This is a genomic window from Cupriavidus malaysiensis (assembly GCF_001854325.1).
Classification (GTDB): domain Bacteria; phylum Pseudomonadota; class Gammaproteobacteria; order Burkholderiales; family Burkholderiaceae; genus Cupriavidus; species Cupriavidus malaysiensis.
In genome coordinates this window covers 2,482,220-2,505,490 of sequence record NZ_CP017755.1, presented here as the reverse complement: position 1 = coordinate 2,505,490, position 23,271 = coordinate 2,482,220, and the positions used below count along the sequence as shown (strand labels likewise).

21 protein-coding genes are annotated in these 23,271 nt (G+C 68.6%); 5 read left to right on the top strand and 16 right to left on the bottom strand.

Annotated elements, in window-relative coordinates; translation table 11 throughout:
• Positions 1-38 precede the first annotated feature (38 nt).
• Positions 39-1,841 (top strand): flotillin family protein, encoded by a 1,803-nt coding sequence (locus BKK80_RS30515; RefSeq protein ID WP_084085011.1) that lies wholly within the window; start codon positions 39-41, stop codon positions 1,839-1,841.
• A gap of 106 nt (positions 1,842-1,947) precedes the next feature.
• Here the strand turns inward: BKK80_RS30515 and BKK80_RS30510 are convergent, their stop codons facing one another.
• The gene (locus tag BKK80_RS30510) at positions 1,948-3,684 is read right to left on the bottom strand and encodes a CocE/NonD family hydrolase (protein WP_232346422.1); all 1,737 of its coding nucleotides are present in this window, start codon (positions 3,682-3,684) and stop codon (positions 1,948-1,950) included.
• Positions 3,685-3,896: 212 nt separating this feature from the next.
• Between BKK80_RS30510 and BKK80_RS30505 the strand changes: the two genes are divergently transcribed.
• On the top strand, positions 3,897-4,532 hold the full coding sequence (locus BKK80_RS30505; protein WP_071072532.1) for a TetR/AcrR family transcriptional regulator: 636 nt from the start codon (positions 3,897-3,899) through the stop codon (positions 4,530-4,532).
• A 106-nt stretch (positions 4,533-4,638) separates the two neighbouring features.
• On the opposite strand, the gene BKK80_RS30500 is transcribed toward BKK80_RS30505, so the two are convergent.
• From BKK80_RS30500 to BKK80_RS30475, 6 genes are all read right to left on the bottom strand, one after another.
• A complete protein-coding gene (locus tag BKK80_RS30500) occupies positions 4,639-5,040 on the bottom strand; it encodes a hypothetical protein (RefSeq protein WP_071018871.1) in 402 nt (133 codons plus the stop codon).
• A gap of 78 nt (positions 5,041-5,118) precedes the next feature.
• Positions 5,119-5,475 (bottom strand): hypothetical protein, encoded by a 357-nt coding sequence (locus BKK80_RS30495; RefSeq protein WP_071072530.1) that lies wholly within the window; start codon positions 5,473-5,475, stop codon positions 5,119-5,121.
• Positions 5,476-5,833: 358 nt separating this feature from the next.
• Positions 5,834-6,637, bottom strand: coding sequence for an IclR family transcriptional regulator (locus tag BKK80_RS30490; RefSeq protein ID WP_071040277.1), 804 nt, complete (start codon positions 6,635-6,637; stop codon positions 5,834-5,836).
• A gap of 201 nt (positions 6,638-6,838) precedes the next feature.
• On the bottom strand, positions 6,839-7,303 hold the full coding sequence (locus BKK80_RS30485; RefSeq protein ID WP_071018873.1) for a zinc-finger-containing protein: 465 nt from the start codon (positions 7,301-7,303) through the stop codon (positions 6,839-6,841).
• Between the two features lie 90 nt (positions 7,304-7,393).
• Complete coding sequence (locus tag BKK80_RS30480; RefSeq protein WP_071018875.1) at positions 7,394-8,713, bottom strand: MFS transporter; 1,320 nt, start codon at positions 8,711-8,713, stop codon at positions 7,394-7,396.
• Positions 8,710-9,921, bottom strand: coding sequence for a M20 aminoacylase family protein (locus tag BKK80_RS30475; RefSeq protein ID WP_071018877.1), 1,212 nt, complete (start codon positions 9,919-9,921; stop codon positions 8,710-8,712). The genes BKK80_RS30480 and BKK80_RS30475 overlap by 4 nt, the downstream gene beginning before the upstream one ends.
• 309 nt (positions 9,922-10,230) lie before the next feature.
• Between BKK80_RS30475 and BKK80_RS36815 the strand changes: the two genes are divergently transcribed.
• Positions 10,231-11,190, top strand: coding sequence for a LysR family transcriptional regulator (locus BKK80_RS36815; RefSeq protein WP_071072528.1), 960 nt, complete (start codon positions 10,231-10,233; stop codon positions 11,188-11,190).
• A gap of 54 nt (positions 11,191-11,244) precedes the next feature.
• Here the strand turns inward: BKK80_RS36815 and BKK80_RS30465 are convergent, their stop codons facing one another.
• From BKK80_RS30465 to BKK80_RS30455, 3 genes are all read right to left on the bottom strand, one after another.
• Complete coding sequence (locus tag BKK80_RS30465) at positions 11,245-11,631, bottom strand: hypothetical protein (RefSeq protein WP_071072526.1); 387 nt, start codon at positions 11,629-11,631, stop codon at positions 11,245-11,247.
• A gap of 222 nt (positions 11,632-11,853) precedes the next feature.
• A complete protein-coding gene (locus tag BKK80_RS30460; protein WP_071018883.1) occupies positions 11,854-12,588 on the bottom strand; it encodes an enoyl-CoA hydratase/isomerase family protein in 735 nt (244 codons plus the stop codon).
• Positions 12,585-14,708 (bottom strand): acetate--CoA ligase family protein, encoded by a 2,124-nt coding sequence (locus BKK80_RS30455; RefSeq protein WP_071072524.1) that lies wholly within the window; start codon positions 14,706-14,708, stop codon positions 12,585-12,587. The genes BKK80_RS30460 and BKK80_RS30455 overlap by 4 nt, the downstream gene beginning before the upstream one ends.
• A gap of 162 nt (positions 14,709-14,870) precedes the next feature.
• Between BKK80_RS30455 and BKK80_RS30450 the strand changes: the two genes are divergently transcribed.
• The gene (locus tag BKK80_RS30450; protein ID WP_071018886.1) at positions 14,871-15,779 is read left to right on the top strand and encodes a LysR family transcriptional regulator; all 909 of its coding nucleotides are present in this window, start codon (positions 14,871-14,873) and stop codon (positions 15,777-15,779) included.
• Here BKK80_RS30450 and BKK80_RS30445 read toward each other — a convergent pair.
• From BKK80_RS30445 to BKK80_RS30430, 4 genes are all read right to left on the bottom strand, one after another.
• Complete coding sequence (locus BKK80_RS30445; protein ID WP_071018888.1) at positions 15,752-16,324, bottom strand: GNAT family N-acetyltransferase; 573 nt, start codon at positions 16,322-16,324, stop codon at positions 15,752-15,754. The two genes, BKK80_RS30450 and BKK80_RS30445, sit on opposite strands and share 28 nt — an antisense overlap.
• 105 nt (positions 16,325-16,429) lie before the next feature.
• Positions 16,430-17,476 (bottom strand): Bug family tripartite tricarboxylate transporter substrate binding protein, encoded by a 1,047-nt coding sequence (locus BKK80_RS30440; RefSeq protein ID WP_071072522.1) that lies wholly within the window; start codon positions 17,474-17,476, stop codon positions 16,430-16,432.
• A gap of 314 nt (positions 17,477-17,790) precedes the next feature.
• Positions 17,791-18,219 (bottom strand): VOC family protein, encoded by a 429-nt coding sequence (locus tag BKK80_RS30435; RefSeq protein ID WP_071018892.1) that lies wholly within the window; start codon positions 18,217-18,219, stop codon positions 17,791-17,793.
• Positions 18,220-18,659: 440 nt separating this feature from the next.
• A complete protein-coding gene (locus BKK80_RS30430; protein ID WP_071018893.1) occupies positions 18,660-19,565 on the bottom strand; it encodes a LysR family transcriptional regulator in 906 nt (301 codons plus the stop codon).
• A 186-nt stretch (positions 19,566-19,751) separates the two neighbouring features.
• Between BKK80_RS30430 and BKK80_RS30425 the strand changes: the two genes are divergently transcribed.
• Entirely contained in the window at positions 19,752-21,323 is a 1,572-nt protein-coding gene (locus BKK80_RS30425; protein ID WP_071072520.1) for an MFS transporter, read from the top strand.
• Between the two features lie 224 nt (positions 21,324-21,547).
• Here the strand turns inward: BKK80_RS30425 and BKK80_RS30420 are convergent, their stop codons facing one another.
• Positions 21,548-22,570 carry a class I fructose-bisphosphate aldolase gene (locus tag BKK80_RS30420; protein WP_071018899.1) on the bottom strand — a complete coding sequence of 341 codons (1,023 nt, stop codon included), beginning with the start codon at positions 22,568-22,570 and terminating at the stop codon, positions 21,548-21,550.
• A gap of 245 nt (positions 22,571-22,815) precedes the next feature.
• Positions 22,816-23,241, bottom strand: coding sequence for an SgcJ/EcaC family oxidoreductase (locus BKK80_RS30415; protein WP_071040276.1), 426 nt, complete (start codon positions 23,239-23,241; stop codon positions 22,816-22,818).
• Positions 23,242-23,271: the final 30 nt, after the last annotated feature.

The window sequence follows — 23,271 nt, the reverse complement described above, 5'->3', positions numbered from 1 at the left end:
GCTTCATCCACTTTCCGCTGACGGAGACTCGCAACCCCATGGCCAACCTGGATTCCCTCGTTTTCTGGAGCGTCATCGCCCTGGCCGGCATCATCGGCCTGGTCGTGATCGGCGTGATCTTCTCGCGCCTGTACACACGCGCCTCGGCCGAGCGTGCCTTCGTCCGCACGGGGCTGGGCGGGCAGAAGGTCATCATGAGCGGCGGCGCGATCGTGCTGCCCGTGTTTCACGAGGTTATCCCGATCAATATGAACACGCTCAAGCTCGAGGTCAGCCGGGCCACGCGCGACAGCCTGATCACCAAGGACCGCATGCGGGTGGATGTCGTGGTGGCGTTCTTCGTGCGCGTCAAGCCGACCGTGGAGGGCGTGTCCACCGCCGCGCAGACGCTGGGCCAGCGCACGCTGGCGCCCGAGAGCCTGCGTTCGCTGGTCGACGACAAGTTCGTCGACGCGCTGCGTTCCACGGCGGCACAGATGACCATGCAGGACCTGCAGGACGCGCGCGAGCAGTTCGTGCAGGGCGTGCAGAACACGGTGGCGGAGGACTTGACCAAGAACGGGCTGGAACTGGAAAGCGTGTCGCTGACCAACTTCAACCAGACCTCCAAGGAGTTCTTCGACCCGAACAACGCCTTCGATGCGGAAGGCCTGACCAAGCTGACGCAGGAAACCGAGCGGCGCCGGCGCGAGCGCAACGAAGTCGAGCAGGATACCGAGGTGTCGGTGCGCGAGAAGAACCGCAACGCGCTGGAGCGCAAGCTCACCATCGAGCAGGAGGAAGCCTTCCTCAAGCTGGAGCAGGAACAGCAGGTGAAGACGCGCAGCGCCGAGCAGAACGCGCGCATCGCTTCCTATGAGGCCGAGCGCCACCAGGAGGCCGAGCAGAGCCGCATCTCCGCCGAGCGGCAGGTGCAGGAAACCGAGATCCAGCGCGAGCAGGCCGTGCGCGGCCGCAAGGTCGAGGCCGAGCGCGACGTGCGCGTCAAGGAGATCGAACTGCAGCGCGTGACCCAGATGGCCGCCATCGAGCAGGCCAAGGTGACGGAGATCGCCGAGCAGGAGAAGGCCATCGTCATCGCCGGCAAATCGGAGGCGCAGTCCCAGGCCCAGGCACGCGCCAACGAGGCGCTGGCCGAGGCGGTCAAGGCCGAGCAGATGGTGGAGACGACCCGGCGCACCGCCGAGGCCGATCGTGCCAAGCAGGTGGCGCTGATCGAGGCTGCCCAGGAAGCGGAGATGCAGGCCGTGCACGTGACCACGCGGGCTCGCGCGGAGCGCGAGGCGGCGGAACTGCAGGCCGCGGCCATCGTCGAGCTGGCCGAGGCGACCCGCCAGAAGGGCCTGGCGGAGGCCGAGGCGCAGCGCGCGCTGAACGACGCCGTCAATGCGCTGTCGTCCGACCAGACCAGCCTGAAGTTCAGGCTGGCCCTGCTGCAGGCGCTGCCTGGCATCATCCAGCACTCGGTCGAGCCGATCAAGGCCATCGACGGCATCAAGATCATCCAGGTGGACGGCCTGAACCGGGGCGGCGGCGCCGAGGCGGCCGGCCCGGCGGCCGGCGGGGGCGGCAACCTTGCCGAGCAGGCGATGTCGGCCGCATTGTCGTACCGGGCGCATGCGCCGTTGATCGATTCGCTGTTGCAGGAGGTGGGGATCGATGGGCGTTCGCTGCAGGGCCTGGCGCCGAAGCTGGAGGAGGCGCCGGCGGCGCGCCTTGCCTCCCCGGGGCCGCATGCCCAGCCCGGAACGCGAGCCGGCGAAGGGTGGACCGAGGAGGAGCGGGGCGGCAAGGCGCGCGGCGGCGCGGGCGAGGCGCGGCCGCCGCGGGTCGGAGCATAAGCGGAAGGCAAGAGGCAGGGGGCAAGGCCGGGGGCAAAAGCGGAAGGCATCCGGCCACCAGGTCCGGTTGCAATGGCCGCGCCATCTCGTCCTGCCCGATCCCCCGTCAGCGTTGCCGCGGGATCAGCGGCAGCAGCAGGTAGGACTCCTGGCCCTCGCCGGTGGCGATGGTGTTGACGCCGCCATAGACCACATCATCGCGATCGGCGTGCAGGAAGGGGCCCGAGCCGTGGAACGGACCGTCGAGGCCCGGCTGCGCCCAGTCCGAGCCTTGTACCGTCAGCGCGAGCCGGAAATCCTTCGGTACCACGATGCTGGTCGCCCAGATCTCCACGTCGACCTCATAGAGCCGGTCCGGCACCATCGCCTCGCTGGCGAGGTGCGCGTGATAAGGCCGGTATTCGGTCGAGTGCGCCGGATCGAGCGCGCGATGCGACACGCGCAGCCAGCCCTGCGACACCGGCGCATGCGGCTCGGACGCCCCGTCGAACGTCACGTCGCGGCCCTCGGGGTCGAGCAGGCGCAGCGTCGCGAAGATGTCCATGTCGGCCGTCGAAGAACGCACCCACAGTTTCAGCTTCACCGGGCCGGTGAACTCGGCCTCCTCGCTGAATGGCGCCGTCCTGAAAGTCTGGGCGCCGCTCATGGCCGGATAGGAACGTTCGGCGGCGGGGGCGCCGCTGCGGCCGGGAGCGAGGCTGGTGTCCTCGGCGTTGAGGTAGAAGCGCTGCCACTGCGTGCCTGGCAGCGGCCACTCGGTTTCGCTGCGCCAGGCAATCGAATCCGGACGCCGGATGGCGAGCTGGATCGGCGGCTCGTCATCCCAGCCGTTCTTCTCCCCTTTCAGGAAGAAATCGAAGAAGCGCTTCTGCAGCGCGACCGACTCCGGCGCGTAGAACGGCGCATGATGATCACCGGTATGGATGCGCAGCCACTTCTGCCGGCTGCCGGCGGCGAGATAGCCTTCGATGTTGCCGCGCCCATGCAGGCCCTGGCCGCCCCAGTTGCCGACCGACAGCAGGGGCACCTGGATGCGGGCGCCGATCGGGGTGCGCTCGCGGTAGAAAGCCGTGTCGAAGGGCTGCCGGCGGTGCGCCTCGGTCGGCGCGATGCGGTTGGCTTCGAGCACGTGCTGCGGCAAGGGCTCGCCGGTGGTCTTCTGGCCGGAGATTGCGTCGACATACGGTGTCTCGCCGTTGCCGTGCTGGTTGAGCAGGATCTGGCGGGCAAACCAGATCTTCTGGAACTCCGTGCTGGCGATGCCGCCGTGATAGGCGATGTCGCGATAGTGGTCGAAGGCGCCTTCCCACGGGACGATGGCCGCGAGCCCTTCGGGCTGGCGCGCGGCGACCTGCCATTGGTTGATCGCGTAGTAGGAGATGCCGAGCAGGCCGATCTTGCCGCTGCTCCAGGGCTGGCGCGATGCCCAGGTGATCAGCGTGGCGTAGTCCTCGGTCTGCCGCGGCGAGAAGGGATCGAGCATGCCGGGCGAGGCATTGCTGCCGCGCGAGTCGGCGTGAACGACCACGTAGCCGTCCGCCACCCAGTGCTCCGGATCCGGCGCTTCCCAGCGGATGAAGCGGCAGGACGAGGTCTTGCAGAGTTCCGGGTTCCCGGCGACAAGCTTGTTCCAGGCGTCCTGGTAGGCGGGCGCGTCGGCGTCCCTGGTGTCCTTGCCGTAGGGCCCGTGCAGCATCACGACCGGAAAGCGGCCGGCTTGGTCGGGGCGGTAGACATTGGCCCGCAGCGTCAGTCCATCGCTCATGGGCACTTCCACATTGCGCTCGAAGATCATCCCGGGCACGCCGGTCTCCACGTGCTGCGCAAGGCTCGATTCGGTCATGGTGAAAATCAATCCGGTTGTCAGAAAGTTGGCGAGGTGCAAATATCCGCGTACCACTGTGGTCTCCTCCTGGCCCATCCGATCGCCGGCATGGCAGGCATCTGCCGGTTTCCGTGATCCGTCGGGCTTGCAGGGGAGGCGGTGCGTCAAATCATAGGCGGCGGTACAGGGCGCGGAAACTCGCATTCGCCGTCGCGGACAGGAAAGGCATCATGCTGAAGAAGGTCCCGAAACAGGCACGTTCGGAGCACATGGTCGCGTGCATCCTCGCGGGGGCAACTCGCGTTCTGGACGCGGTCCCGCTGGCCGAAGCGACCACCAACCACATTGCCGAGGTGGCGGGTGTCAGCATCGGCTCGCTCTACCAGTACTTCGGCAGCAAGGAGGCCATCGCGCATTGCCTGCTGCACCAGCATCTCGAGCAGACGGTCGGCCTCTTGCGTGAGATCCGCATCGCCTCGCGCGGCTGCCCGGTCGAGGAACGCATGCGCCTGTCCTTTCTCGAAGTGCTGCGTGATCACCGCAGCCATCCCATGCTGCATCTCAACCTGACCGCCGTGACGCAGCGGGAGGATTTCCCGCCGTCACAACTGAAGCAGGTTGTCGGCCGGATGATCGACGAAATCGCGCTGGGACTGGCGGAGGAGCACCCCGAGGCCGATCCCGACGAGATCAGGGTCTGTGCGACCCTGCGGCACCAGAGTTCGATGCTGCTCGCCCACGCGGCGCTCGATCGCCGGAGGTTCGGCCAGGATAGCCTCGTGATGGATTACTTCGACACGCTGAGCGCGGCGCAGCTGTCGTTGCTCGACCGCCGGCCGGTCCGGCGTGCCCCGCAATCTTCGTAATCGCTTTCCGGGCAGTTCCATCGCGGCGCCGCTCCGCATCCGCCCGCGGCCCCGGGCGGGGCCTTGGGCGGGACGGCTGAGTTCAAGCGGTGGTTCAAGCGGTGGTTCAAGCGGTGAGGCGCTCCGCCAGGGCAAGCCGGTAGGCGGCCCAGCTGAAGATCGCCCACACCATCGCGAGCAGGCAGAGCCAGTGGTAAGACGCGGCCGGGCCGGCGCCCGCGGCCATCTCCCCGTCCGGCAGTGCGCAGGCCTGGAGCCCGAGGCTCAGTGCCAGGCCCAGCGCCGCGCCGGCGCTGGCCGCATGCGCGAGCCGGCGGCGCTGCAGGCGCGCATCGCCGTGGGGCGGGTGGCTGGCCAGCAGCCGGAAGGCGAGGGCGAGTCCTGCGCACAGGCCGGCCAGCGCGCACAGCATGGCGGCGGCCGGGTTGCCGAGGGCCATGACGAAGAGTCCGGCGCCTTCCAGCGAAGCCAGGACGCAGAGGGACAGCCAGATCTGTTGGGATGACAACGGTATTTCCTCCAATGTGTCGGATGACGCCTAGTCCGGGGTGCCCGACACCGGGGACCCGGCCGGGGTAGGGCGGGCTCAGCAATGTCCGACCCTCCAGCCACGTGAAGCCGCATCGGACCACCCAGCACCATCATCCTTCTCGAACATTTCGAGACGATGGCCAAGGCAGTCGGTCCGCCGCAGCCGATCGAGCGCGGCGGCATCCAGGGTGCCGAGGTTGCGGGCCAGCCAGTGCGGATAGGTCCGCCCATGAACCGGATAGAGCCGCTCCTGCGCGAGCAGGGCCGCCAGCAACAGCGTGGACACGGCGATGCCGGCCGCGAGCGCGCCCAGCAGGCGCGGCGGCCCGCGCCGGGCGCAGAAGTCGGGGCCGAATCGCAGGCCTGCCATGGCACAAAGCAGAAGCAGTGATGGCGCGAGCGATTCGATCATCCGAGCCAGCCTCGCCATCGGGGCGCGCAAGCCGTGCCGGGCGCGGTCATTCGCGTGCGCGTTTCTCCACGTCGTTGGCCTGGGCCGCGCCGGCTCGCGCGGTGAATCGCCGCACGGTGATTCGGTGCATTCTGCTACGGTGCCCGGCGGCAAGTGCGCGCCAGTTTAGCGGTGGCTCGGTGCCAAATGCGTGAGCGGAGAGAAAAGCAGTCTTTTCCTGGGGGTGGTGCGTAAGCTGCTGAACGGCGGGGAGGGAATCAGGCGGGGAATCGCTGCCGCGCCCGGGACGGCGCGGGCCGGTGCCATGCCGTCGCCGCACCACCGGCCAGCGGGGCGCGGTGGATGCGCGGCAGGCGCCTCAGAAGGTACCGGCCAGTTCCCGCGCCGCATCCTGCAGCCGCGGCACGAACTGCAGCGAGCGCGACAGCGGCGAGCGGGCGGTGGGGGCATGCACGGCCAGGGCCGCCACCACATGGCCGGCGGTGTCGTGCACCGGCACGGCGACGCAGGAGATGCCGGCCACGAACTCTTCGTTGTCGACGCCCATCTGCTTGTGCGCCGAGCGGTCCAGTTCGGCCTCCAGCAGCTCGACGTCGGTGATGGTGTTGGGCGTGAAGCGCTCCAGCCGCAGCTGGCGCACCAGCGCGGCGCGCTGCTCGCGCGGCAGCAGCGACAGCAGCAGCTTGCCGCTGGCCGAGCAGTGCAGCGGCACGCGCGAGCCGGGCTTGAGGTCCAGGCGCAGCGGCCACGGCGCCTCCATGCGGTCCAGGTAGAGCACCTCGGTCTCGTTGAGCATGGTCAGGTTGACGGTCTCGCCGATGTCCGCCACCAGGCGGGCCAGGATGGCGTGGCGCAACTGCCGCGTGCCGGAGTGCGTGACGATGGCGACGCCCAGGCGCGCCAGGCGCGGGCCGACCGCGTAGGCATTGCGCGCGCCGGGCTCGCGGATCACCAGGCCGCCAGCCTCCAGCGCGCCCAGCATGCGGTGCAGCGAGGCCTTGGGCGCGTCGAAGCCCTGCATGATCTCGGCCAGCGTCAGCGGCCGGTCGGCGGCGACCAGGAATTCGAGCAGGGAGAAGGCGCGCAGCGTCGGCGTGTCGGCGCGCTCGCCGGCGGCGTCGCTTTCGGGCGTGGGCGTGGGCGTGGGCGGTGCGGTGCGCAGGGGCGTGCGCGCGGTGGCGGGCGCGGACGCCTTGGCGGCGGGCTTGGTGCCGCCCGTCCTGGACTTGGTGCGGGCAGCCGTGGCGGTTTTCAATCCAACCTCCGTTCCGGAAAACGAGACGGATAGATTGTACTTCTGCCCGGCGGCAGGTGCAGCCGCAGGCCTTCGCTCAGGGAGGGGCCCGCCAGGGAGGTGCCGCGCTCAGCTTTCGTCGCCGGGCTCCCCGGCAGCGCCGCGGCGCTGGGCGAGAAAGGCCCCGATCAAGCCGATCGCCTGGCGGCACTGGGCGGCGTCGAAGGCGTGGATGCTGCCGGAAGTGTCCGCCAGGCCGAGCTGGGCGGCCAGCCAGCGGATGCCCTTGGCGCGCGCCTCGAAGGCGCGGCAGCCGTCGCGCCGCATCTTGGCCGCCACCAGCGGCTCCAGCGCCTGGTGCAGCTCGGACTTGGCCTGGCGCAGTTCGGCATTGGCCAGGCGGCCGAGCGGGACGTGGCGCTTGCTGCGTGGATAGGTGCCGATCCAGGCTTCGCAGGGGGTGCACACCCACAGTGGGCCGTGGTCGTCACGGTAGGGGTAGGCGGATTCGCCGGGCTGCATGAGCACGGCTTTGGCGCCGCAGAAATCGCAGACGGGCTGCGGTGGCGCAGGAATCGGGCGGCCGACACGCATGGCTGGGAAGGGCGGGAGGGAAAGCGCCCAATCGTAGCATGCGCGGCGGGCCTGCCCGGGAGGCGCGGGCAGGCGCGGCAGCCGTGGAGACTAGTCGAGCGCGCGTCCCGCCTGCTCCTCGGAGCGCGTGACCGCCCACAAGGCGAGCACGCCCAGGGCCATCACGTACCACGCCGGCGCCAGCCGCGAGCCGGTGAGCTCGATCAGCCAGGTCGAGAGGAACTGCGCGAAGCCGCCGAAGATCGACACGCCGATGCCGTAGACGATCGACAGCCCGGTGGCGCGCACGGCGCGCGGAAAGACCTCCGTGATCATCGTCACCGTACTGACGGAGATGAACACCGTCGGTACCACCAGGATCGCGGCCACGGCCAGCAGGCGGCCGATGCCCGGTGCCGCCGACAGCCAGCCGAAGGCGGGCAGGATGGCCACCAGCAGCAGCACGCGGGCGACGTTGGCGACGCGCTTGCGGCCCCAGGTGTCGCTCGCCATGCCGGCGGCGGCCGCCAGCACCATCTGCAGGGCGCCGGCCAGCAGGGAGGCCCACAGTCCGGTCGAGAATGGCAGCTTGAGCACGCCGACCGCGTAGTTGGTCAGGTAGTGCAGCGCGATGTAGTTGGAGGAGGTCGCGCCCGCGGTCATCAGCACGCCCAGCACGACCTTGCGGCGGTGGTCGCGCAGCACGGCCATGACGGGGGTGCCGGCGGCCTTGCCGCCGCGCACGTCGGCCCGGGCATGGGTCTCGTCGAGATGGCGCCGCACGTAGGTGCCGAGCGGGATCAGCGCCAGGCCGATCAGGAAGGGGATGCGCCAGCCCCAGGCCTCCAGTTGCGCCGGGCTCAGGGCTGCGCTCAGGCCCAGCCCGACCAGCGAGCCGAGCAGGGTGCTGAGCGCCTGGCTGAACAACTGCCAGCTGGCGAAGAAGCCGCGGTTGCGCGGGCCGGCATACTCCAGCAGCATCGAGGTGGAGGCCCCGACCTCGCCGCCGACGGCGAAGCCCTGGATCAAGCGGCCGAGCACCAGCAGGCAAGGCGCCAGCGGCCCCGCCTGCGCATAGGTCGGCACCACCACGAAGACCGCCGAGCCGGCGGCCATCAGCCAGAGCGTCAGGCTCATGGCTGCCTTGCGGCCGGCGCGGTCGGCGTAGCTGCCGATCACGATGCCGCCGAGCGGGCGCACCACGAAGCCGATGCCGAAGGTGGCCAGCGACAGCAGCAGCTGGGTCATCGGCGAGCTGGCCGGAAAGAACTGCTTGCCGAGGATCGTGGCGAAGTAGGTGTAGATGGCGAAGTCGAAGAATTCGAGGCCGTTGCCGATGGTGATGGCGGCGATCTTCCTGGGCAGGCTGGCCTGGCCGCCGGCCGCGGCGGCGGCCCGCGGCGGCACCGCAGGGGCGTGCTCGGCACTCATGCGGCGCCCTCCTCGCGGGCCTGGCCGTTCACCGGCAGGAAACGCTCGACGAGGCGGGTCCAGTAAGCGGCGCCGATCGGCAGGATGGCATCGTTGAAGTCGTAATGGGGATTGTGGACGCTGCAGCCGAGCTCGCCGTCGCCGTTACCGATGATGAAATAGCTGCCCGGGCACTGTTCGAGCATGAAGGAAAAGTCCTCGCTGCCGGTCAGGGGCTCGAAGTCCTCGACCAGCCCGTCCGCGCCGAGCCATTCCCGCGCGACCTCGCGCGCGAAGCGTGTCATGGCCTCGTCGTTGACGAGGGCAGGGTAGCGCCAGCGGTAGTCGATGTCGACGCGGGCGCCGAACACGGCGGCCTGCGCCTGCACCAGCGCCTCGATGCGCTCGCGCAGCTGCAGGCGGACTTCCGGCTGGTGCGCGCGCACCGACAGGCGCAGCTCGACCGAGTCCGGGATCACGTTGGGCGCATCGCCGCCGTGGATGGCGCCGACGGTGACCACGGCCATGCGGCGCGGGTCGACGTTGCGGGAGACGATGGTCTGCAGCGCGACCACGATATGGGCGGCAACCACCACCGGGTCGATGGTGCCGTGCGGCATCGAGCCATGCCCGCCGCGGCCATGCACGGTCAGCACGACGGTATCGGACGACGCCATGGCCGGGCCGGCGCGGAAGCCCAGCTTGCCGACCGGGAAGCCCGGCATATTGTGGAAGGCGAACACTGCGTCGCAGGGGAAGCGCTCGAACAGGCCGTCCTCGATCATCTTGCGCGCGCCGGCCAGGCCTTCCTCGGCCGGCTGGAAAATCAGGTGCACGGTACCGTCGAAGCGGCGCGTCGCGGCCAGGTGCTTGGCGGCTGCCAGCAGGGTGGCGGTGTGGCCGTCGTGTCCGCAGGCGTGCATCTTGCCGGCGATGGTGCTGGCATAGGGTTTGCCGGACGCCTCGTGGATCGGCAGCGCATCCATGTCGGCACGCAGCCCGAGTGCGCGCGTGCCGCTGCCGGCGCGCAGCGTGCCCACCAGGCCCGTGCCGCCGAGGCCGCGCGTCACCGTGTAGCCCCAGCCGCTGAGGCATTCGGCCACCAGGTCGCTGGTGGCGAATTCTTCGTAGGCCAGTTCGGGATGGGCGTGGATGCGGTGGCGCAGCGCGCGCATCTCGGCTTCGCTGTCGCGGATCGCTTGCGGAATATCGGGTGCGGTGGTCGGCATGGTCGTCGGGAAGCGGGTGGGGTGGCAGAAGGGGGAGAAGGGGGCGGCAGCACGCGCCGGCCATATCGGCGATGGCGGCGCACCGGGTGCCGTGCCGCTATACCTGCTGCGCATGGTAGCCAAGCCGTCGGCGCGGAAAAAGGTCGTGGGAGCGCTCGCCGTCAACCGTTGATTGACACCATTGGGCGGGGCCAGGATGATCTTTCCGGTGCGCGCGGCTGCGGCGCGCCGTCGGAGCGCGGCGTGCCGCAGCGAACGAAGCCGCATCCGCGCCAGGCCGGCGCACAGTCAGTAAGCGGAGAGCGTGCGATGACGATCCACTGGAAACTGCATCAACTCGAGTGCCTGGTGGCCGTGGTGGACCACGGCGGCGTGCGCAAGGCGGCCCTGTCGCTGGGCCGCTCGGCGGCGGCGGTCAGCAAGTCCATGCGGGAACTCGAACAGCAGGTGGGCACGGCACTGACCGAGCGCCACGCGCAGGCCCTGGTGCCGACCGAAGCGGGCGCCACGCTGCTGGCGCATGCGCGGCTGGTGCTGGGGCAGTTGCAGCGCGCCGGCGAGGAGATGCTCCAGCGGGGCAGCAAGACCGGCGGTGAGGTGCGCATGGCTGTCACCCCCTGGTTGCTGCAGAGTGTGCTGCCGGCCACGATCCGCGAGTACCGCGCCTTGCGCCCGGACGTGCAGTTGTACATCGCCGAGCACCTGGGCGACGAATACCCGGACGTGCGCAGCGGCGCCCTCCATTTCGCCCTCGGGCCGCCGCCGGACGCCTCGCAGGCGGGCGTGCTGGAGACGCGCCGGCTGTTCCGCTACACCTACGCGGTGGTCGGGCGCCTCGGGCACCCGGCCGCCGGCGTGCGCCGGCTGGCCGACCTGAAGGACTACGACTGGCTGGTCAGCCGCCCGGTCGAACACCTGTCGCCGGTATTGCGCGAGTTTTTCGCGACGGTTCGCCGCGGCAAGGTGCAGCGCCTGCACGTCGTCCGTTCGGTGCAGGCCGCGCTGGCCATCGTGCGCGACACCGATATGCTGACCTTCGTGCCGTGGCCGCTCGTCGAGACGACGGAGATGCGCGATCGTGTGACGACATTGCACCTGGACGGCGAGACTCTTGGCGAGAGCGCGACCTGCCTGGTGACGCGCAGCTTCGAACCGATGCCCGGCGCCGTCATTGCCTTCCTCGACTGCCTGTTCCGCACCACGCGCGAGCACGCCCGTTCCACCGACACGGGCATGCGGCGCATCTTCAGCATGGTGGACGTCTGCTGATGGCCGGCGGGGCCGGAATCGGGGGATCCGGATCGAAGCGTGGACGGCGGCCTGCTACGGCCCGGTGTCGCCGGGCTGCTGCTGGCATCCGGCGAGCGAGGACGGCGAGATCGTCTCGCTGCAGAGAAGCCGGGGATCGATCGGGAAGAGGCTCAGAAGTGCCGGTGGATAGGCGGCCGGGTCGATGACGACCAGCGTGCCATGCGTGGCCGCGCTGAAGACCTGGCCAAGGCCGAGCGCGCTATGCGCGTCGAGGCCGCACACGTAGTAATAGGTCCGCCCGTCCCACTCGATCCAGCCTGCGCGATACGGCTCGGAAAGCGTGGTGATTGCAACTGAAACGTATTCTCGATAGCAGGCGATGGCTAAGCGAAGCCAGGCCAGGTGGACGGTATAGAGGTCTGAGGCAGGGTGAGGAAGCTCGGACGTATTGTCTTGCACAGGAGTATTGTTTCTTTTGTTTCTCTTGAAAGACAATGGCAAGCATAACAGCTATCCGGGCACGTCTGTGAGATTCGGCGGCGCGCTTGTTTTCTCTTTTCTTGTCTCCTCTTTTGTGTCCTCTTTCATGGCGCGCCGGGTATTCGCTGTCCTGGCCGGGGAAGGGGAGCCTCCCCGGCCAGGCCCATGCCCGGCGCTCGGCACGGCGGCTGACGGGGCGTGCTAGCGCCCGCGGAAGTCAGGCTTGCGCTTTTCCGCGAAGGCCTTGACGCCTTCCCGGTAGTCCTCGCTGGCGGCCAGCGCGGTGAGATGGCCCATCTGCGGGTAGGCCAGTTCGGCGGGCGATTTCGGCAAGGTCTCCTGCGCCGAGCGCTTGATCGTCTGCAGCACCAGCGGCGCATAGCCGGCCAGCCGCTCGGCGATCTCGAGCGCGCGCTCGCGGTGCCGGCCCGCCTCCGTCACCTGGTTGACCAGGCCGACCTCATAGGCGCGCCGCGCGCCCAGCGGGTCGCCCAGCATCAGGAATTCCATGGCGATCTTGTGCGGGATGCGCGCCACCAGGCTGGCGGTGATGCCGCCGAACAGGCCCAGCCTGGCTTCGGGAAACAGGAACTGCGCCGTCTCGTCGACCACGCACAGGTCGCTCATCATGGTCAGCGTGAAGCCCGCGCCCACCGCCCATCCGGATACCGCGCTGATCAGGGGCTTGTCGAGCTTGACGCCGACATTGGGCACGCCTTTCCAGGCTTCCTTGGAGGCGTCCTGCACATCCACCCCGGCGCAGAAATGGTCGCCGTCGGCGCTGAGCACGGCAACGCGCTCGTCGCTGCTGGCGAAGCGCTGCCAGGCTTCGTGCAGCAGGGCGGTCATCTCGGCGTTGATGGCATTGCGCCGCTCACTGCGGCGCAGGGTGATCAAGGCCAGATGCCCGCATCGTTCGTAAGTGACCAGGCTCATTGTTCCTCCTTCCAGACGGCGCGTGCGTCCGCTACCAGGATCGTGTCGCCGTGGACCATGACCGGATTGGCCTCGCATTCCGCCAGGCGTTCGCCCAGGTGGGCGGCAAGCTGTCCCATCCGGTGGATGAGTTCGACGATGCTGTCCACCCGAGCCGGCGGCCGCCCGCGGTATCCGTTCAGCAGCGGATACTGGCGCAGTGCCGACAGCGCCCGCGCGATGGCCGGGCGCGACACCGTGGCGGGCAGCAGGGCGGTGTCGCGCTGCAGTTCGACCAGCGTGCCGCCGAAGCCGAACGTCAGCATCGCGCCGAACTGGGCATCCCAGTGGGTGCCGACCAGCAACTCGGCGTCGGCGCGCGCCATCCGCTGCAGCAGGCAGCCCTCGAACACCGCCCCGGGAACCTTGCCCGCCGCCGCCCGCAGGTCGGCGAAGCGGCTGGCTACCATCGCCTCGTCGGCGATGTCGAGGGCCACGCCGCCGATATCGCTCTTGTGGCTGATCTGCGGCGATACGACCTTCATCGCCAGGGGGAAACCGAGCCGGCGCGCCAGCTCGACGGCCTCCCCGGCGGATGCGGCGACCTCGCCGCCGGTGGTGGCGATGCCGGCCGCGCACAGCAGCTGCTTGGCCTGGTGCTCGGGCACGAGCCCGGCGCGCAGTTGGCGGCAGGCCGCGTCGACCTCGGCCCGGGAGAACGGCGGCTGCGCCGCCGGCGTTTCGTCCGTGCCGGCAGCGCGGGCATCCGCGAGGCGGTTGACGAGGAAGCGGGTGGCCTCCTTGACGGAAGCGAAGTGGGGCAGGCCGGCCTCCCGCAGCCTGGCCACGGCGGCATCGCCGCAACTGCTGGCGGCGTTGACGAACAGCAGCGGCTTGCCGGCATCGCGCTGGCAGGCAATCACGGTCTCGGCCGCGCCGACCATGTCGGGCTGCGTGGTCATGACGAACAGGCCCGCGCCGACATGGTCATCCGCCATCATCGTGGCCAATACCCGCTTCAGCCAGTCGGGCCGCCGGAGGCGGTCGGCGGCAGGAACCGAGCCGAGGTCGAAGGGCAGGTGGGCGGAGGCCGCCGGCATCAGCGCGGCCAGCGCCTGCACCGTGGCGCCGGACAAGGTGGCGGCGCGCAGGCCGGCCTCGTCGACCAGGTCGGATGCCACCGCGCCGCCGCCGCCGGAGCCGGAGAAGACCGCGACGCCCCGCTTCGCGGGAGCGGGCAGGCTGGCCCAGGCCGCGGCCTGCACCACCAGTTCGAGCGGATCGTCGACGATGACCGCGCCGGCGTGGCGCACGCATGCCTCGAAGGTGCGGTAGGCACCCGCCATGCTGGCGGTATGCGATTGCACCGCGCGCTGGCCGGAATCGGTACGCCCCGCCTTGGTCAGCAGCACCGGCTTGCCGGCGGCCCGCGCGCGGCGCAGCAGGTCCAGGAAGCGCAGCGGATCCTTCAGCCCCTCGACATAGAGGGAGATGACGCGGGTGTGCGCATCCGCGATGGCGTATTCGAGGAAATCGCAGACCTCCAGGTCGGCCTGGTTGCCGAGCGAGACGCAGAAGCTGAAGCCGGCGCCCAGGTCGTAGGCGCGCGCCAGCATGGTGCCGGCCAGCGCGCCGCTCTGGCTGACCAGCGCGATGCTGCCCGCGGGCAGGCTTGCATTGCGCATCAGCGCCTGCGAGTTCAACAGGCAGAGCGAGGCATGGCTGCTGAAGTAGCCCATGCAGTTGGGGCCGATGATGCGCGTGCCGGCCGCGCGGGCGATCGCCACCACCTGCTCCTGCAGAGCACGGCCCTGCTCGCCGGCCTCGGCGAACTGCGAGGTGACCATCAGCACGGCCTTGACCCCGGCGCCGGCGCAGTCCCGGATCGCGTCGAGCACGCGCTCGTTGGGCACCGCCACCAGCGCCACGTCGACCGGGGCGGCGATAGCGCGCACGCTGGCGAAGGCCGGCAGGCCCTGGACCTCCTGGCTTTTGGGATTGACGGGGTAGATCTGCCCGCCGTAGTGGAATTTCCGCAGCAGGGCGAGCATGCTACCGCCCCATTTCTGCAATTCGTCGGAGGCGCCGACGATTGCCACCGCGCGCGGGTTGAGGATGGTTGCGATCGTATCCAGGCTCATGTCGGCGTGTTCCTCATGGTGTCGTTGGCATATGTCGTTGGCACATGCGGTACCGCCTGGGCCGTCGCCGGAGGCCGCGGCGGAGCGTGGTTGAGCCCGAGTATTGAATAAGGTAACTTATATGTGAAATAGAAATGTTCTATTCATTGATAGAGTGACTCGATGAAATTCAGCCTGTCCCAACTGCGTGCCTTCGTGTCGGTGGCGGAAACCCGCAGCTTCAGTACCTCGGCGACGCGGCTGCATGTGACGCAGCCCACCTTGAGCGCCACCATCCGCACGCTGGAAGGGCTGGTCGAGGCCAAGCTGTTCGACCGCGATACGCGCAACGTGGCCATGACGCCGGTCGGCGAGGAGTTCCTCGCCATCGCCAAGCGGGTGCTGGACGAGGTCGAGCGCGCGCAGCACGACCTGAAGCAATTCCTGGTCGGGGGGCGTGGACGGGTGCGCTTCGGGGCGTTGCCGGTGCTGTTCGGCTCCGAGGTCCTGCAGCAGGCGATCGCGGAGTTCCGCCAGGCCTGCCCGAACATCGAACTGGAAATCCATGACCTGCGTACCGAGTGCTCGGTCGACCTGCTGAAGAGCCATCGCCTGGACCTGGCCCTGATCACGCAGGTGGCGGCCGACGCGGAGCTCGAGCCCGTCGCCATCGGCACCCAGACCATCGCCGTGCTGTTGCCGGCCGCGCATCCGATGGCGGCCGCGGCGGCGATCCGCTGTGCCGACCTGGTGCGCGAGCCGATCGTGGCCCTCAACGCCAAAGGCCCGATGAGCGTTTACTTCGACCAGCTCCTGTACCAGGCCGACCTGCGCCTGCAGCGCACCTACCGGGTGGGGCAACTGGTGACCGCCGCCGGGCTGGTCAGGGCCGGACTGGGGCTGGGCATCATGTCCGGCCTGTCCGCGCAACTGATGGCCGGCGAGGACCTGGTCTGCCGCCCGCTGGTCGATCCGCAGGTGGCCCGTCCGATCTCGCTGGTCAGCCTTGCCGGGCGCGAACTGTCGCCGGCCGCGCAGCGCTTCCGGCAGATCCTGCTCGACGGCTATGCGCGCTCGCCGATCCAGGCCTGAGCCGCGGCCGCACCGGCGTGCGCCGCATCCGCAGCGGGGAGGCGCTTGACGAAGGGCAGGCCGATGCGGACCGTGGTGACGGCCGCCAGGTCTTCCAGGGCCGTATAGCCGAGATTCAGGTAGAGCTGGATGGCCTCGGGCTGCCGTGAGCCGGTGGTCAGGTAGAGGTGGCGGTAGCCTTGCCGCGCGGCCTGCCGTTCCAGCTCGTGCATCACGCGCGCGGCCAGCCCCTGGCGCCGGCGTTGCGGGTGGGTCCATACCCGCTTGATCTCCGCGGTGTCCGCATCCGCATGGCGCTTGAAGGCGCCACCGGCGATCGCCTGGCCCTGGTCGAGCAGCAGCAGGAAGTTGCCGCCCGCAGCGGGGGAAAACAATGCCGGCGCGTACTTTTCCATCTCGTGCGGTTCGGTGCGCTGCGCCGCCAGCTCCCGGTAGCGGCTCGCGTATTCCTCGCTCAGCCCGGCCAGCAGCGGTTCGGCGAGCGGGTCGTCCGGCGTCGTGTAGACGAAGCGATAGGAGGGGGCTGGGCAATCTGCCTGGGTCATGGGGAAGATCCTTGCGGAAGCGATGCGGCCCGCACGGCGGCGGGCTGGAGGCGGTGCAGGCGCGGGGGGCGGACGGGCGGCCGCCCGGCCATCGCCCGCCGGCCGTCACTCGAGGCTGATGCCGGCGCTGCGGATGATCTCGCCGAAGGTCTTGTAGTCCCGCTGGTAAAGCTCGCCGAACGCCTTGGGGCCGGCGTAGGACGGCCACATCGCGAAGGTCTTCATGCGCTCCAGCAGGTCCTTGCTCTGCAGTACCTTCTCGCATTCCTGCGCCGCCTTGTCGATGACCGGCTGCGGCGTGTCCTTCGGCACGAACAGCCCGAACCAGGCTCCGGGCATGGCGGGCAGGCCGGCCTGGTCGCGGTTCGGCACGTTGGGGAAGTCTTCCGGCGCCTTGGGCGACAGGTAGGCGAGCGGGCGGACCTTGCCGCTCTTGGCATAGGGGATCAGCGTCGGGTCGAACATGATATCGAGGCGGCCCGCGAGGATGTCCGCCACGCTGTCGGAGGCGCCCTTGTAGGGCACGTGCAGCAGCTTGATGCCGTAGGTGCGCTCGACCATCGTGCCGGTCAGGTGGAGCTGCGTGCCGATGCCGCCGCTGCCATAGCTCAGCTTGCCGGGATTGGCCTTCGCATAGTCGATCAGCTCCTTGAAGGTCCTGGCCTTGACATGGTTGCCGACGAAGACATAGCCGGAGGTCTCGGCGAAACGGCAGACCGGCGCGAACGCCGTCAAGGGATCGATCGGCGACTTGCGTACCTGCGGCGCGACCGCCATGACCCCGACCGGCGCGGCCAGCAGCGTGTAGCCATCCGCCGGCGCCGACAGCGTGGCCTGCATCGCCAGCACGCCGGCGGCGCCGGTCTTGTTCTCTACCACGTAAGCCTGTCCGGTCGACTGCTGCAGGACCTGGGCCATCGCGCGCAGCACGCCATCGACGTCGCCGCCGGCCGAGAAGGGCCAGACGATGCGCACGGGCCTGGACGGATAGGCGTTCTCGGCCTGCAGGGCCGACGAGAACGTCCCGCAGGCCACGGACAGCACCGCAGCGACCGCCAGCGGCCAGCCACGGCGCCTGCAGGTTTCGGGGGAGGCATGGCTGGCGGAACGGGCCATGCCGGGGAACCGGCTTGCGGCGGCGCTGCGGATCATCGCGTGGTCTCCTCGATAGGAAGGATGCCGCTCTGAGCGGCGGCTGGGGACGAGTATCGAGGAGCCTGCCTGATGAGTGAAGTTGAAAAATTCAATAAATATATAGATGCGGGCTATGGGTGTTGACGGGCCGGGCCCGGGGGCCGGACCCACGGCGAAGCCGGGGCTTGCGCCAGTGGTGTTCCCGATCCGGCGGCGGGATGGTACCGGCGGTGCGGGGCGGAAACGGCAGAGGCGGGGCCGGGCCGGCCGCATCCCGGCCGCATCCCGGCCGCATCCGTGAGCGCGCGCTGCCATGCCGCGCCCGGCGCCGATCACCCGGCTGCCCGCATCGTCGGTGTAAAGGTGATGCCCACCAGCAACCCTTCCGGTCCGATGAAACGGCTGACGGTCTGGCCCCATGGTTCCTGCCGGTTCCTGACCAGCAGCCGATACCCTCGCGATTCGAGTTCCGCCGTCGCCGCTTCGACGCGCTCGACGTCGAACTCGATCCAGGCTTGCGGGATGGGCACGTCGCCGGGCCACTCCTCCGCGCCGAAGCACGATTGCGCCGCCTGGGAGAGTGGCCACAAGGCAAAGGTGTTAGCGCCTGCCAGGCGCTCCGTATGGAGATAGCCGCCGTGCTCTTCCCGGAACGGGATGGCGAGGGTCCGGCAGTAGAGGTCCCGGCTTGCCCGGGCATCCTGGACGATGGGGCCGAAGCCCGCGATGAACAGGGCCGTGGTGGCGAGAGGCTTTTCCATGGCATCTCCTTTGCCGCGATGCGCGGCGTGAAGAGGAACTCGCTTGGGGAGCGGATAGGCCCGCCCGCGCCCCGGCCGACCTGGTCCACTGGATCCCTGAAATCGGTCGCTGCCTGCCATGCCGTGCGGGCTGATCGCGTCGTTGCCATGGCTCGCCAGCGCCGGGCCATGGCTGCGCTCGGTGCCTGGCGCCGATTCCCGCATGACATGTCCTTCACCTCCGGTCTCAATGATTCGGCGGACCAGTGTGGCGGCCAGAATCCGGGGGGCACGGATGGGGATGAGTCTATGGATGAGTGTAGGTTTGTTTCTGGCCGGCTGGCCGGGCCGCGCTCGCGACATCGACCTTGTACGCCGCGTCGCAGGTGTACTGCCGGCACTCGACTTGCGCTCACGTACCGGCGCTGGCGAGCCTTGCCCTCAGCCGAGGTCAGCCGAGGTCAGCCGAGGTTCATCAGCGGAATCTCGGCAACCAGTGCATCGATCGCACAACGGGTCTTCAACGGCAGATAGGGTGTCTTCGGCCACACCGCATGGATTTCCTGCAGTCGCACGCCGCAGCGCTCCCTCACGGCGATGAGCTCACCTGCCGCCACATATCGCGTCAGCAACCAGCACGGCAACTGCACGAGCCCCAGCCCGGCGACGCCTGCCCCGGCAATCGCCTGGATATCGTCCAGGCTCAATTGCGGCTTGACCAGCAACTCCCGCTCCATGCCGTCCGTGTCGAGCACGCGCCATGGCGACATCACGCCGGCGCGCGAGTAAGCGATCCCCGCATGCCCCTCGAATTCATCGATCGCGACAGGCGTGCCATGCCGCGCCAGATACGACGGCGCGGCTCCGATGCTCAGGTCCTGGACCCCGAGGCGGCGTGCCGCCAGGCTCGTGCTGTCACGCAATGCGCCGATGCGCACCGCAAGATCGATGTTCTCTTCGACGAGATCCACTGCCCGGTCTGTAAACGAGATATCGATCTGGAGATCGGGGTGCTTGCGTGCGAGCCCGAACAGCACCGGCGCGACGCAATGGTGGCCGAACGCGAGCGGCACGCTGACCCGCAGGCGGCCGCGCGGCTCGCTGTGTCCGCTCTCGAGTTCCACCTCGGCGGCTTCCAGTTCGGCCAGCGCCCGGACGCATCGATCGTAATAGGCCTGCCCGGCCTCCGTCAGTGTCTGGCTGCGCGTCGTGCGCTGGAGCAGGCGCACGCCAAGGCGACCCTCGAGCCGCGCAATCACCTTGCCAATGGCCGAGCGCGTCAGCCGCATGCGCTCGGCTGCAAGCGTAAAGCTGCCGGCTTCGACGACCTGCACAAAGACCGCCACGCCATCCAGTTTGTCCATCACATTGGGGCCTCGTGGGAGTAATTCATGGGAATTATTTGCGTCAATGGGGAAATTTATTCCCGATATAGTACATCCGACGAGATGCTGATCGGGCCGCTCCCGGCGTGTACACCGGACGTGTTCACGCAAACGCAAACGCAAACGCAAACGCAAACGCAAACGCAAACGCATTCCACTGCGATATCCATGACACTTTCCCACCCGCCAAGAAACGCCCTCGCGCTGGCCGCAGTCTGCTTGACTTCGTTGATGTTCGGCCTCGAGATATCCAGTGTCCCGACGGTACTCCCCATCCTGGAAAGCGTGCTGCGCGCGGATTTCAAGGAGATCCAATGGATCATGAACGCCTACACGCTTGCATGCACCACCGTGCTGATGGCGACCGGGGCGCTGGCGGACCGATTCGGACGCAAACGTATCTATGTGGCCAGCATCGTGATGTTCGCCGTCACCTCCCTGATCTGCGGGCTCGCGCAAAGCGCGCCTGTCCTGATCGTCAGCCGCTTTTTTCAAGGAATGGGCGGCGGAGCGATGCTGATCTGCCAGGTGGCGGTGCTCTCGCATCAGTTTCAGGAGGGACGTGAACGCAGCCGGGCGTTTGGCGTCTGGGGAATCATCTTCGGCATCGGCCTCGGCTTCGGCCCGATCATCGGAGGCATGATCGTCGCGGTCGCCAACTGGCAATGGGTCTTTCTCGTCCACGCACTGATCTCGATCGTGGCACTGGGTCTCGTCTTCGCCGGCGTGCGGGAGTCGCGCGACCCCCATGCGCAATACCTCGACGTTGCCGGCATCCTCACGCTCTCTTTGTCGTGCTTCGGCCTTGTCTACTTCATTACGCAAGGACCGGATCTCGGCTTGGGCAGCCCCGCCGCGTTAAGCATTGTCGCGGCGACGGTGCTGAGTTTCATCGTGTTCATCTTTGTCGAGAAGCGCAGTCCCCGGCCGATGTTCGATTTTTCCGTCTTCCGGATCCGCCCGTTCTCGGGGGCGCTGTGCGGGTCGGTGGGCATGAACTTCAGCTACTGGCCGTTCATGATCTACCTGCCGATCTATTTTCAAGGCGCGCTCGGTTATACCAGTGTGAATACCGGACTGTCACTGCTCGCTTACACGCTGCCGACGCTGGTCGTCCCGCCGCTTGCCGAGCGGCTCGCTCTCAGGTTCGACGCGCGCAGGGTCATTCCGCTTGGCATGTTCACCATCGGTCTCGGTTTCCTGCTGATGAGGTTCGGCGCCGGCATGGAGCAGGCCAGTTGGCTCACGATGCTGCCGGGTTGCCTGTTGTGCGGAACGGGGCTGGGTCTGACCAATACGCCGGTCACCAATACCGCGACGGGCGCCGTGTCGCCGAACCGCGCGGGCATGGCTTCAGGCATCGATATGAGCGCGAGAATGATCAGCCTGGCCATCAATATCGCGCTGATGGGTTTCATACTCCTCGAAGGCGTGCTGTCCTATCTTGCGCACGCGCTTCCTGGCATTGGCGAAACCACGCCGCTGCGCTGGCTCGCGGAAAAGGTCGCCGCAGGCAGTATTGCGCAACTCACGCAGCATGGCGCGGAGCTTGCGATTGCCGATCCGCACGGCGTCATCGTTCGTGCAGCGCTCGTACACGGCTTCGACCTTGTGATGCGGTACGGCATGATCTGTGCCTGGGCCTTGGCGCTGCTCAGCCTGGTCGCGTTCGGATCTGCCACGCGGGCACATCGCCAGGCCTCCGCGCGGGACGAGCGTGCCCGTCATCCGAGCACGTAGCACATGCTTTGCGCCGCGGTGCGCGAACTCGCCGGTCACCTGTTCCGGCGGCGTTCCCCCGGGCATTCCTGACCCGCCTCCTCGCCCCGGCACCGCCGTGCAACCGCAGGCACAGTGCCGCCGGAGTGATGCCGCCGAAGGCGAGCCGCCCGCCGGCGGCATAGGAACCCCGCCGTCCGGATGGATGGCCGGGGCGCCTCCCGGAGGCCTTGCCCGTCGTACGCTCAGCCCGCTCCCTCCTCCAGCGCCGGCTGGTACTGCCCCAAGCACGCCATGCCATTCAGCCTTGCGCGCAGCAGCAGCGCCCGTTGCGCTGGCGCGGCATTCGCGGCCTCGCCGTGCCAGGCCAGCAGCGGCGGCTCCTGCAAGGCGCGTCCGTAGGAGAAACTCAGGCGCCAGGGCATCGGGCCGAGCCGGTTCATGGCATCGAGATTGGCGGTGGCCTCGGTCGGCGTCTGGCCGCCGGAGAGGAAGAAGATGCCCGGCACCGCCGCCGGCACCGTGCGCCTGAGCACCTGCACGGTCTGCGCGGCAACCTCGGCCGGAGCGGCCGGTGCCGCCTCCTTGCCGGGGAGCACCATGCTGGGCTTCAGCAGCATATGTTCGAGCGTCACCGCATGCCGGTGCAAGGCGTGGAAGACCTCGTGCAGCACGCACTCGGTGACGTCGGCGCAGCGGGCCATGGAGTGTGCGCCATCCATCAGCACCTCGGGTTCGACGATGGGCACGATGCCAGACTCCTGGCAGATCGCGGCATAGCTGGCCAGCGCCTGCGCATTGGCCTCGATGGCGAGCCGGCCGGGCAGCTGGTCCGACACATTGAATACCGCGCGCCACTTGGCGAAGCGCGCACCTTGCTGGCGATAACCGGCCAGCCGCCTGGCCAGCCCGTCGAGGCCTTCGGTGATCTCGTCCCCGGGGGCACGGGCGAGCGCGAGCTTGCCCTTGTCCACCTTGATGCCAGGCACGATGCCCTGGCGCGCGGCCAGTTCCGGCAGCGGCGTGCCATCGTCGGCGCACTGGCCCAGTGTCTCCTCGTAGAGGATCACTCCGCTGATGAATTCGCCAAGGCCGGGTGTCGACAAGAGCAGGGTGCGCCACGCCCGCCGGCTCTCCTCGTTCGATTCCACGCCGATGCGCTGGAACCGCTTGGCGATCGTCGGCCCGCTTTCGTCCGCGGCCAGCAGGCCCTTACCCGCTTGCACCAGATGGTCCACGGTGGCTTGCAATGCGCTGGGTTCATCCATGACCTTGCTCCAAGAGGGGGATGTATGAACAAGCAATAGCTCATCCATGCCATCGCGCAAGCGAGCGGGGGAACACATGGCCGGCCGATGGTGGCGGACCGAACGATGCGCGTGGCCGGCTAGTGGCCGGCTAGTGGCCGCCTTTCGGCCTTCTGGAGCCGGGACAACGCTCGATGGGCGCAAGATGAGGTACCGCCGGCGGCATGCACTGCCGGCCAGCCGCGCGCCAACATCCAGGTGTTCGATCAGAGACCTCGGCTATCTCTCAAGATAGCTTCTCCCGTACGGGGATTCGTCAGGGTGACGTTCTCGAGCGCCTGGATCCGCCACGTGCCAGCCTTGCGCGTCAGCACGGCGAGGATCAGCGTGTCGACCGCGTGCGGACCCGCCGGATGCGCGGTGCCGACCGTGAGCCGGCTCCAGAAGTGCACGACGGCCGCGTCGTCATGGATGGCGACCACGTCGATCAGCTCGTTCTCCAGCGTGGAATCGCTGTAGATGGTGGCATGGATGGGCGCATGCATTTCGATAATTGCCGCCACGCCGCGCACGTAGTGCCCGAACCGGTTTACGAACGTCGCATCCTCGTGGAACAACGCTCCGAGGGACTCCATGTCATGGCTGTTCCAGGCGGTCTGAAACGCCTGGGGGGCGTGTTCGGCTTGTCTCATTGGCGTCATGTGGATTCTCACGGTTGTTCT